Annotated in this window: 9 protein-coding genes; 8 read left to right on the top strand and 1 reads right to left on the bottom strand. The window is 76.4% G+C overall.

All coding sequences use genetic code 11. The annotated features are described in order from the left end of the window. Positions 1-2: 2 nt before the first annotated feature. Complete coding sequence (locus ETD96_RS33155; protein WP_138640429.1) at positions 3-674, bottom strand: lysophospholipid acyltransferase family protein; 672 nt, start codon at positions 672-674, stop codon at positions 3-5. Between the two features lie 181 nt (positions 675-855). On the opposite strand from ETD96_RS33155, the gene ETD96_RS33160 reads away from it, so the two are divergent. The 8 genes from ETD96_RS33160 to ETD96_RS33195 form a co-directional block, all read left to right on the top strand. Continuing rightward, positions 856-1,866 (top strand): ABC transporter permease, encoded by a 1,011-nt coding sequence (locus ETD96_RS33160; RefSeq protein ID WP_138640430.1) that lies wholly within the window; start codon positions 856-858, stop codon positions 1,864-1,866. A 35-nt stretch (positions 1,867-1,901) separates the two neighbouring features. Further along, positions 1,902-2,600 carry a TetR/AcrR family transcriptional regulator gene (locus tag ETD96_RS33165; RefSeq protein WP_205719571.1) on the top strand — a complete coding sequence of 233 codons (699 nt, stop codon included), beginning with the start codon at positions 1,902-1,904 and terminating at the stop codon, positions 2,598-2,600. Then, on the top strand, positions 2,581-3,240 hold the full coding sequence (locus ETD96_RS33170; protein ID WP_138640431.1) for a response regulator transcription factor: 660 nt from the start codon (positions 2,581-2,583) through the stop codon (positions 3,238-3,240). The genes ETD96_RS33165 and ETD96_RS33170 overlap by 20 nt, the downstream gene beginning before the upstream one ends. 128 nt (positions 3,241-3,368) lie before the next feature. After that, positions 3,369-5,618 carry a helix-turn-helix transcriptional regulator gene (locus tag ETD96_RS33175; RefSeq protein ID WP_138640432.1) on the top strand — a complete coding sequence of 750 codons (2,250 nt, stop codon included), beginning with the start codon at positions 3,369-3,371 and terminating at the stop codon, positions 5,616-5,618. Positions 5,619-5,727: 109 nt separating this feature from the next. Next, the gene (locus tag ETD96_RS33180; protein WP_138640433.1) at positions 5,728-7,722 is read left to right on the top strand and encodes a sensor histidine kinase; all 1,995 of its coding nucleotides are present in this window, start codon (positions 5,728-5,730) and stop codon (positions 7,720-7,722) included. Between the two features lie 69 nt (positions 7,723-7,791). Then, positions 7,792-8,211 (top strand): helix-turn-helix domain-containing protein, encoded by a 420-nt coding sequence (locus tag ETD96_RS33185; protein ID WP_138640434.1) that lies wholly within the window; start codon positions 7,792-7,794, stop codon positions 8,209-8,211. A gap of 49 nt (positions 8,212-8,260) precedes the next feature. Next, positions 8,261-9,187: a ferritin-like domain-containing protein gene (locus tag ETD96_RS33190; RefSeq protein WP_138640435.1), complete on the top strand. Its 927-nt coding sequence runs from the start codon at positions 8,261-8,263 to the stop codon at positions 9,185-9,187. After that, a partial coding sequence (locus ETD96_RS33195; RefSeq protein ID WP_138640436.1) for an SDR family oxidoreductase occupies positions 9,184-10,211 on the top strand: 1,028 nt, incomplete at its 3' end. The genes ETD96_RS33190 and ETD96_RS33195, both read left to right, overlap by 4 nt.

Below are 10,211 nucleotides of genomic sequence, written 5' to 3' on the forward strand. Positions count from 1 at the left end.
GGTCAGGGGTCGGCGCGGGGGTTGTACTCGCCCGCGTACTCCTGGCCGGAGAGCTTGCGGACGGCGTTCATGACCTCGTCGGTGACGACGCGGCGCAGCCGTCCGGGCGGCAGGTCGGCGCCGGCGTAGCGGGAGAAGTCCATCGGCTCGCCGAAGCGGATCCGGGGGCGGGTGCCGAGCCGGGGGCGCCACGAGCCGAGCGGGATGATGTGCTCGGCGCCCTCGATGGCCACCGGGACGACCTGGGCGCCGGTCGCCAGGGCCAGCCACGCCACGCCCGTCCGCCCGCGGTAGAGCCGCCCGTCGGGGGAGCGGCTGCCCTCCGGGAAGATCGCCACGGCGCCCTCGTCCTCCAGCAGGGCGCCGGCGCGTTCCAGCGCGCGGACGGCCTCGCGGGTCGGGCCGCGCCTGATCGGCACGTTCCCGAGGGCGAGCAGGGCCCGCCGCAGCAGGCGCCCGCCCAGCCCGGGCACCTCGAAGTACTCGGCCTTGGCCAGGTAGGCGACGCGGCGGCCGACGACGGGCGACAGCACGAACGTGTCGACGAACGACAGGTGGTTGCAGGCCAGGATGACCCGGCCCTCGGCGGGGATGTTGGCCCGCCCCTCGACGCGCGGCCGGAGCAGCAACCGGAGCAGTGGCCCCGCGGTATGCGACGCCAAACCGTAGAACACGCGGCCTCCTCGCAGCTTCGCCGCACCTGATCAAGGGCGGCGGAGCCGACTCTAGGGCCGTGCGGCGCGGGGCGAATCCGCCATGTGACGGGCGTCATCCGGACGCGGGCTGGAAAATAAACGAACGAGCGATTAGTTTTTGGGCGACAGACCCGTACTCGACAGACCAGGAGGTCTGGTGATGAACGCACGCAAGCCCATCGCCGTGCTTGTCGCGGTGACACTGCTCGGGATGCTGTTCGCGGGGTCCTTCCTCGGCGCCCTGCACAGCCCTAAGCCGCACGAGGTGCCGGTGGCGGTCGTCGGCCCGCAGGCCGTCGCCGCCAAGGTCGGCACCACCCTGGACGCCCGCATGGACGGCGCGTTCGACATCGAGCACTACGCCGACGAGAAGGCCGCCCGGCAGGCGCTGCTGGACCGCGAGGTGGACGGGGTGTTCGTCCCCGGCCAGGGCGGCGCGCGGCTGATCGTCGCCAGCTCGGCCGGGAAGATCGAGACGACGCTGATCACCGAGGTGTTCCAGCAGGTCGGGACCGCGACCGGCCAGCAGGTGCAGGTGCAGGACATCCGGGCGCTGCCCGAGGGCGACAGCAACGGCATCTCCGCGTTCTTCCTCGCGCTCAGCGCCATCATCCCCGGCGTGATCCTCGCCGCGCTGATGGTGTTCGTGGTGCCGCAGGCGGGCGCCGGCCGGCGCATCGGCCTGGTCCTGACCGGGGCGCTGCTCCTCGGCGGCGGCGTCGCCTGGGTCGGGGACGGCCTGACGGGCGCGCTCGTCGGCTCGCCGTGGGCGCTGTGGGGGCTCGTCTCCTTCCTGGTGTTCGCGGTCGCGACGGTCACCGGCGGCCTGCTGCGCGTCGTGGGCCCGCCGGCGGCGGGGCTGGCCGTGCTCCTGTTCATCCCCGTCGGTGCCCCCGCGAGCGGCGGCCCGCTCGGTGCCGAGTTCGTCCCGGCCTGGTACGCGGCCGTCGGCGAGTGGCTGCCGCTCGGGGCGGGGGCCGAGGCCGTCCGCAACACCGTCTACTTCGACGGCAACGCGATCGGGCGGCCGCTGCTGGTGCTGACGCTGTGGGCGGTCGCGGGCATCGCGCTCGTCCTGTCGCCGAAGGTCCTCCAGCACCGGGGCCACGCGGCGGCGGAGGCCGCCGGGGGGCGCGCGGGAACGGAGGCCGCCCACCCCGCCGGCGCCTAGCCGACCGGTGCTTTGATGGGAGCAGGAGGTGCGGTGTGACGAAGACGGGGGACCGGGCGGTCCGGCGGCGGCCGGGCCGCCCGCCCAAGGCGGAGGCGGGCGACACCAAGGCGGCGCTGGTCGACGCCGCGCTGCGGCTCTTCGCGCAGAAGGGCTACGCGGGCACCTCGATCCGCGCGATCGCCCGCGAGGTCGGGCTCAGCGAGAGCGTGCTGTACGCGCACTTCCCCAGCAAGCAGGCCATCTTCGACGCGGCGGTGTCCGGGCTCGGGCCGCAGCGGCTGATGGCCGGACGCGACGGCCTGGATCCGGAGCTGGCCGACCGGGACCCGGCGGAGTACCTGCGCGCCCTGGTGACCAGCGTGCTGGACGCCTGGGACTCGCCGAACGGCCGGCTGTTCATCAGCCTGATGGTCCGCGACGGCCTCGTCCACGAGATGGACCTCGGCGGCACGATCGCCAGGTCGATGGAGGAGGCCGGCGGGCTGTTCGAGCACTGGATCGAAACCGGGCGGATCCCCGCCGGCCTCGGCCGCCCCGCCGACCTCGCCTGGGCGCTGTTCGGGCCCGTCGGGCAGGCCCGGGTGCTGTGGCTGCACGCCGACGCCGACCCCGAGTCGCGGCGGGCGGCGCGGGAGCGGTGCATGCGGCACACCGAGCTGTTCATCCGGGCGGTCTTCCGCGAGCCGCCGGAGCCGAAGGATGTGGTCGACGATGACAGGAGCGGACACTGACCTGACCCGGCCGCCGGTGGGCAGGGCGCCGGGGCCGGTCCGGATCCTGCTCGCCGAGGACGTCGCGCTGCTGCGCGGCGCCCTCGCCGGGCTGCTCGGCCTGGAGCCCGACCTCGACGTGGTCGCGGAGGTCGGCAGCGGCGACGCGATCGTCGCCGCCGCGCTCGCGCACCGCCCGGACGTCGCGGTGCTGGACATCGACCTGCCCGAGGTGGACGGGGTGACCGCGGCGGCGGAGCTGCACGACCGGCTGCCCGAGTGCCGGGTGCTGATCCTGACCGGTCTCGGCCGTCCCGGGCACCTGCGCCGCGCGCTGGACGCCCACGTGCACGGGTTCGTCCTCAAGGACGTCCCGCCCGCCGACCTGGCCGACGCCATCCGCCGGGTGGCGGCGGGCGAGCAGGTGGTGGACCCGCAGCTCGCGCTGGTGGCGCTGCGGCAGCCCGACAGCCCCCTCACCGCCCGGGAGACCGAGGTGCTGCGGCTGGCGGGCGAGGGCGCCGGGGTGGACGACATCGCGCTGGTGCTGACGCTGACGACCGGGACCGTCCGCAACTACCTGGCGAGCTGCATCAGCAAGCTCAACGCGCGCAACCGGATCGACGCCGTGCGCATCGCGGCCGAGTTCGGCTGGGTGTGAGGCCCCGCATATTCGGCTGGGTATGAGGCCGCATATGAGGAACGCATAGTCGGGCCCTGCTGGATCCACATGCGGATCGGTGCCGCACGCACTGGGCCGGGGGCGGGCCCTTTGCGAGCATTTTGGGCATGCAGGGGGAAACGCTGTACGGGCGGTCGGCCGAGCAGGAGGAGATCGGCCGGCTGCTGGAGGGTGCGCGCGCCGGGAGGGGCGGTGGCGCGCTGATCGTGCGCGGTGAGGCCGGGATCGGCAAGTCCGCGCTGCTCGACGACGCGGAGTCGGCCGCCGGAGGGATGCGCGTCCTGCGCTGGACCGGGATCGAGGCCGAGGCCGCCCTCCCGTTCGCGGCGCTGCAGCTGCTCCTCGCCGGCCGCGCGGACCTGGTGGAGCGGCTGCCCGCCGCGCACGCGGCGGCGGTGCGGGCCGCGCTCGGCCCGGTCCCGCCCCGCGCGCGGGCCCGCCTGCTCGTCGGGCCCGCGCTGCTGGCGCTGCTCACCGACCTGGCGGCGGGCGCGCCGCTGCTGTGCCTGGTCGACGACGCGCAGTGGCTCGACCGGGCGTCGGCGGACGCGCTGCTGTTCGCCGCGCGCCGCGCCGCCGGATCCGGCCTCGCGATCGTCATCGCGGTCCGCGACGGGACCGCCGGCGCGTCCCCGCACGCCTGGTCGCGCACCGGCGTGCCCGAGCTGCCGCTGGCGGGCCTCGCCGACGACGCGGCGCAGCGCCTGCTCGCGGAGCGGGCCCCGGAGCTGCCCGCCGCGCGGCGCGCGGACGCGGTCGGCTGGGCGGGCGGCAACCCGCTGGCGCTGCTCGGCTTCCCGGCCGCCGGGTCCGCCCTGTTCACGCGGGTGCCGGGGGAGTTCGCGCGGGCCGTCGAGGGTCTGCCCCGGGCCGCGCGGTTCCTGCTGGCCGTCGCGGCGGCCGACGACACCGGTTTGCCGGGCGTCGTCGCGGCGGCGGCGCGCATCCTGGACGTGCCGTTCGGGGCGCTGGACGCGGCCGAGGAGGCGGGTCTCGTCCGGCTCACCGAGGACGCGGTCCGCTTCCCGCATCCGCTCGCCCGCGCCGCCGCCTACCAGGGCGTGCCGGCCGCGCGGCGCGCGGCGGCGCACCGCGCGCTCGCCGCCGTGGGCCGGGACGAGGCCGTGATCCTGGGCTGGCTGGCCGGTGACGGGGCGATGGCCCGCGACGCGTCGGGCGGGGTGGAAGAGCCGTCCCCCGAGGCGCGGCTGGCGCTGGCTCTGCTCGACGGCGACGTGGTGACCGCGGGGCGGCTCGCCGCCCAGGTGCGGGACGCCGACGACGCGCACCTCCGCCTCCTCGGTGCCGAGGCGGCGCTGCTGACCGGCGACGACGCGGCGGCGGCGGAGCTGTCCGCCGCGCTCGCCGCCCACTGCCGCGCGGACGGGCCGTCCGCTGTGCTGCCGCGCGCGCTCATCGCCGAGGCGCGGGCCCGGCTCGTCCTCGGCGACCACGACGCGGCGCGGGCACTGGCCGGTGAGGCGCAGGAGGCGGCCGAACGCGCCGGGTCGCGCCATCTGATCGCGGCGGCGGCCTCGGTCCGGGCGCGGCAGGCGGCGGTCGAGGGGGACGAGGTGGGCTGCCGCGCGCTGTCGGCCGATGGTGCCGCCGGCGCGTGCGTGGGCGACGCGCTCGGCCTGCTCTCCCTCGGCCTGGGCCGTCCGGGCGACGCGCTGGAGCGCTTCCGCGAGCTGCACCGGGACCCGGCCGCGTCCCCTCCGGCGGCGTTCCTCTCCCTGGCCGACCATGTGGAGGCGGCGGTCGCGGCGGGCCGTCCCGAGGCCGCCGCCGGGCCCATGGAGCGGCTGGAGGCGTTCGCCCGCGACACCGGGCGGCCGTGGGCGGACGGGGCGGCGGCGCGCTGCCGGGCGCTGCTGGCGTCCGACCCCGCCGCTGCGGAGCGGCACTTCACGCTGGCGCTGCGGGCGCACCACGGAGCCGACCGCCCGTTCGAACGCGCCCGCACAGAGCTGCTGTACGGCGAATGGCTGCGCCGGGCGCGGCGCCGCGCGCGGGCCAGGGCGCGGCTGCGCGGCGCGCTGGAGGTCTTCGAGCGGCTCGGCGCGGTCCCGTGGGCGGAGCGGGCGCGCCGGGAACTGCGCGCGGCGGGCGAGGGCACCGCGCCGCCGGACGCCGCCGGGCATCCGTCCGGCAGCCTCACCGCGCAGGAGCTCCAGGTCGTCCGGATGGCGACGACCGGCGCGACGAACCGGCAGATCGCGGCGCGGCTGGGGCTGAGCCACCGGACCGTCGCCTACCACCTCTACAAGGCGTTCCCGAAGCTCGGCGTGGCGTCCCGCGCGGAACTCCACCGCTGCCTGCCCGCCGCCGGGGACCGGGGGAACCGGTCCGCGTAACACAAATGATTGATCTTTAGCGTCATATGGCCATTCATCCGATCATTTCCCTTGATCGGATCGTCCGGGCAACTCATCATCGAAGAGGCGGTGGTGAGGGGGCCCGGTGGTGCGGACGTGGCGTGTCGCACGCGTCCTGAACGGCGGCGGCGATGACGACGGCGAGGACGGCCGCGGGGGCGGCGGTCCCGGCCGGGGCGACCGCACGCCCCTGCTCGTCCGCGCGATCATCGTCCTCTACTTCGGGCTGACGCTGCAGACGCGGCTGCTCAAGCAGGCCGAGACCGGCCCGTCCCGGCTGCTGGTGTCGGCCACGGTCGTGATCGTCCTGGTCTTCGGCGTGCAGCTGCTGTTCGTGCTGTACGGGCCGCGCGCCTTCCGGCCGGGCGCCCGCAAAGCGGTGGTGCTGCTCGCGGCGCAGGCCGCGCTGGCGGTGCTGCCGCTGCTGGTGTTCGGCAACGACTGGTACCCGGTGGCGGGCGGATTCCTCGCCGGGGCGGTGCTGCTGCTGGTGCGCCCGCCGCTGTCGTGGCTGCTCGTGGCGCTCATCGCCGGTGCGGAGGGCCTGCTTAGGCACGCGCAGGGGTGGCCGCCCGACAGCGTCTCGTTCTGCATGATGGCGACTGTCAACGTCGGGGTGTCGATGTACGCGCTCGCCCGGCTGGCGGGCCTGATCCGGGAGCTGCACCTCACCCGCGCGCAGTTCGCGGCGGCGGCCGCGGCGCGGGAGCGGATCGCGGCGTCCGGCAGCCTGCGCGCCGTGCTGGACGCGGCGCTCACCCGCATCGAGGCGGCGAGCCGCCGCGCCCTCGCCCGGGGCGCCGCGCCGTCCCGCGCCGACCTGGACGAGGTGGTCCGCACCGCGCGCCGTGCCCTCGGCGACGTCCGCTCGATCATCGGTGCGCTGCAGGCGGCGCCGCCCCCGGCCGCGCGGCAGGGAGTGGTCACGCAGCCGCGCCTGGCCTGGACGATCCTCGCCATCATCACCGCCGGCTTCGGCGTCCAGCAGGTCATGTACGTGCGGGCCGGCGCGGACGGCGACCCGTGGACGATCGGCGCGGCGGTCGTCGTGGCCGGCGCGGTCGGGGCGCTCCAGCTCCGCCACTCCGGCACGGTGCTGCGCGGGCGGCGGCCGAAGGGCGCGGCCTGGACGTTCGCCGTCCAGTTCGCGCTGGTCTTCGTCCCGTTCGCGGCGCTCGGCTGGGAGTGGGCGACGATGGCGTGCCTGGTGACCGCGTCGGCGCTGCTGGTCGCGCCCGGCCGGGTCGCGTGGTGGCTGTTCGGCGCGACGGTGGCGGCCTGGTACGCGCCCGCCCTGTGGGCGTCGCACGGCACGCTGTTCCACCTCTACACCTGCGCGGTGTCGGTGCAGATCGGCGTGATCGTGTACGCGCTGGACCGGCTGCCGCGCCTCGCCCGGGAGGTCGCCGCCGCGCGCGAGCGGCTGGCCCGGATGGCGGCGCTGCACGAGCGGCTGCGCATCTCCCGGGACGTCCACGACCTGCTCGGGCTCGGGCTGTCCACGATCACGGTCAAGGCGGAGCTGGCCCGCCGCGTCGCGGGCAGCGACCCGGCGCGCGCCCGCGCCGAGCTGGCCGAGCTGATCGTGCTGGCCGACCGGTCCCGGGCGGAGGCGAGCGCCGTCGCGGAGGACGAGCCGGCCCTGGTGCTGCGCGAGGAGGCGGACGCGGCGCGCGTCGCGCTGGCGGCGGTCGGCGCCCGGGTGCGGATGGACCCGGAGCGCTGGCCCACCGCGCCGCCCGCCGTGGACGCCGTGCTGGCCGCCGTGCTGCGGGAGGCGGTCACGAACGTGCTGCGGCACGCGCGGGCCCGGCGCTGCCACATCGCGGTCACCGTCCACAAGGGGACGTTCCGGCTCACGGTCGGCAACGACGGCGCGGGCCGGCCCGGCGACGCGGGCCTGGGGAAGGGGTCCGGCAGGGGCCTGGCGAACCTCACCGCGCGGGCCACCGCCGCCGGCGGCTCGCTGTCCGCCGGGGCGGACGGGTACGGCCGGTTCGCCCTCGTCGCCGAGGTGCCGGCGAGCGCCGCGGGCGCGGCGGCGCGGGACGGCCTGCTCCTGCGGGAGAGCCTGATCGCTTGACGGATTCGCCCCCGTCCCCCGCTCTCTAGCGTTGGCGGCGAACGCCGATCGAGGAGCAAGGGGGCCGCCATGTCCGTTCTCGTCTTCGCCAGCGTGCTGCGGCGCGCGCACCGGGAGGCGGGTCGTCCGCCCGCACCCGCCCGCGTCCGTCCGGAGCTGCGTCCGTGCCCCGGCCCGGCCCCGGATCCGGACTGGCTGGACGACATGCGCCGCCTCATCGCGACCGCGCTCCCCGACGGCCCCGTCACCGTGGGCTGGGTGGCGAACCGGATGGCGGTGAGCTCCCGCACGCTCCAGCGCCGGCTGCACGACGCGGGCACGAGCTGGCGCGACGAGCTGGAGTGCGTGCGCGGCCGGAGCGCCCGGCTCCTGCTGGAGGACGGCGCCCTGACCCGCGAGGCGGTGGCCCGCCGCCTCGGCTACTCCGACGCCCGCTCGCTGCGGCGCGCGCTGCGCCGCTGGGAGTGGCGCGCCGGGTCCGCCGCATGACGCGCTCCGTCCTTATCCGGACACATCCGACCTTTCTAGCGTGGTGACCATGACGCAGGATTTCGACCTCGACCGCTACGTGCGGAACTCGCGGGCGGTGGACCTGTCGGGAGTCGCGTGGGACCAGATCTCCGCCCACCCGGTCTCCGGTGCGGAGGCGCGCTGCCTGACGTTCATGATGGACATCGAGACCCACACCGTGATGTACGCCCGAGACCTCCTCGCCACCCGGGCCGCGTTCGACCCGGAGGTCACGGCGTTCATGAGCTGCTGGATCTATGAGGAGTTCTGGCACGGCGAGGCGTTCTCCCGGTTCCTCGGGGAGGCCGGCTTCACGCTGGCCCCCGACCGGGAGAAGGTCACCGCCGCGTCGCCGTACCCGACCAAGACCGCCCGCAACGAGCGGATCCGGCGGGCGCTCGGCCGCAGCGTCTACACCGGCCACCTCGTCTCGATGCTCGGCTCCGCGCTGACCCGCGACTTCGTCGCGATCCAGATGACGTGGGGCGCGATGAACGAGCTCAGCGCGATCAACAGCTACCAGGCGATGATCGAGCGCAGCGCCAACCCGGTGCTGCGCGACATCCTGCGGCGCGTCATCAAGGACGAGCGCCGCCACTTCGCCTTCTACCGGGCGCAGGCGCGGATGCGGCTGGCGCGGAGCGCCCGCGCGCGGCGGCTGGCGCGCTGGGCCATGCAGCGGCTGTGGGCGCCGGTCGGCACCGGGCTGCGGCCCCAGGAGGAGAGCGACTTCGCCCTGGTGTGGCTGTTCGGCGACGACGCCGGGCTGGACCGGATGCGCCGCATCGACGCGACGATCGCGGAGCTGCCCGGCTTCGCCGGCGCGACGCTGGCGGAGGACGCCCGCCGCCGCTCGCTGGAGCGCATGCCGCCGAGCCGCGTCCCCGAGCTGTCCACCGACGGGGCCCTGGCCCGCGCCGGCGTCCACCGCGAGCGCCGCGAGGCCGCGGCGTGAGCGGGGAGCCCGCCGGGCTCGCGGGACGCACCGTCCTGCTCACCGGAGCGACCGGCTTCATCGGGCAGGCGCTGCTGGAGCGGCTGCTGTCGGGGCACCCGTCCGCGAACGTCGTGGTGCTGGTGCGGGAGCGGCCCGGCGCCACCGCGGACGACCGGCTCGCCGAGCTGATCGCCAAGCCCGTGTTCGGGCCGTGGCGGGAGCGGACCGGCGAGGACCGGGTCCGCGACATCGTCCGCGAGCGGGTTCGGCTCGTGCCCGCCGACCTGTCCGACGCCGCGCCCGACGTGCCGGAGGACGTGGACGTGGTCGTGCACGGCGCGTCCGTCGTGTCGTTCGACCCGCCGATCGACGAGGCGTTCCGCACCAACGTCGTCGGCAGCGTCAACCTGTACGAGGGCGTGCTGAACGCCGCGCGCCGCACCGGCCGCCGCCCGCACCTGGTGCACGTCTCCACCGCGTACGTCGCGGGCTCCCGCAAGGGCGTCGTCCGCGAGGCCGCCCTGGAGCACGCGATCGACTGGCGCACCGAGCTGGACTGCGCGCTGGAGGCGCGCCGGGCCGCCGAGAGCGACTCGCGCCGCCCCGAGGTGCTCGCCCGGCTCCGCGCCGCCGCGCTCAAGGAGCAGGGCAAGGCGGGCCCGAGCGCGGTCGCCGCCGACACCGAGCGCCGCCGCCGCGACGCGGTCGCGGACCGGCTCGTCGCCTACGGGCGCGAGCGCGCCCGCAGCCTCGGCTGGCCGGACGTCTACACCTTCACCAAGGCGCTCGGGGAGCGGGCGGCGGAGGACACCGCGCGCGAGGCCGGGGTGCCGCTGTCGGTCGTCCGCCCGGCGATCGTGGAGAGCGCGCTGCGCCACCCCTACCCCGGCTGGATCGACGGGTTCAAGATGGCCGACCCGCTGATCCTCGCCTACGGGCAGGGGATGCTGCGGGCGCTGGCCGGGATCCCGGACGGCATCGTCGACATCATCCCGGTCGACCTGGTGGTGAACGCGCTGCTCGCCGCCGCCGTCGCCCCGCC

The sequence above is a fragment of the Actinomadura geliboluensis genome, from assembly GCF_005889745.1.
Classification (GTDB): domain Bacteria; phylum Actinomycetota; class Actinomycetes; order Streptosporangiales; family Streptosporangiaceae; genus Spirillospora; species Spirillospora geliboluensis.